Below are 1,030 nucleotides of genomic sequence, written 5' to 3' on the forward strand. Positions count from 1 at the left end.
CAGTGTTTGAAATACCAGTGTTATTATTGTTAATGAAACTAGAGTTGTCTAAGTTAAATTTACCTTCATTAGAAATACCTATTGCATTACTAGTAAAACTAGAGTTAATAACAGTAGTATTACTGTTAGCACCATTACTTGTAATACCATTAGGGTTGCTTGTGAAATTAGTACCTAGTATTGTGAGATTTCCTTGATTATAAATAGCAACACTGTTATTTAAAAAATTAGAATCAGTGATGATAATGGTGTTACCTAGGGCATTATGTATATTATTAACATAATTAACATAATTATTACCATTGCTTGTGAAATTGGATCTACTTATATTAATATCTCCCCTTATATTATAGATTGCTCCACCACTGTAAGAAGATGCATTATTGTTTGTAAATATAGAATCACTTATGGTAACAGGTCCATTTGCAAAGTTATAAATAGCTCCACCATATCCATTTGCAGTATTATTACTGAAAATAGAGTTAGATATATTAAGGTTAGTACCATTGTTAAAAATATTACCATTACCAGCAGTCATTCCTGTGAAATTAGAACCTTGAATAGCCAAATCACCATTGTTGTAAATAGAACTTCCATTGTATGTAGCAGTATTACTAACAAATGTACAATTGTCTATACTTAGGCTACTACCTAAAGCAGTGTAAATTGCACCGCCGTTATTTGGACTTCTACCATTTGTTAATGTTAAATTAACTAAATTAACTCCAGCTACAGTTACATTAAATATATTAGAGGTCCCTTCACCAGTAATATTAACTTTACCATACTCACCACTTAATGTAACATTAGTAATGTTAAGAAGTTGGTTACGATTTAAAACACCAGAATACACTATTCCTACACTATCACCTGCAATATGTATTATTCCATTCTCTTTAACCATCCATAAAGCTTTATTAATTGATGCAAGAGCTGTGTCCCAACTAGCACCATCATTATTGTCATTTCCACCTGTAGCATTTACATAAACATCAGTTGAAAGAACAAAGTCATAATTATCCACTTCAAT

At 30.5% G+C, this 1,030-nt stretch carries 1 pseudogene; it reads right to left on the reverse strand.

The features are described 5' to 3' along the window. Positions 1 to 1,030, reverse strand: a pseudogene (locus tag MBFIL_RS10805) (hypothetical protein); the annotation flags it as partial.

The organism is Methanobrevibacter filiformis (assembly GCF_001639265.1).
Taxonomy (GTDB): Archaea; Methanobacteriota; Methanobacteria; order Methanobacteriales; family Methanobacteriaceae; genus Methanacia; species Methanacia filiformis.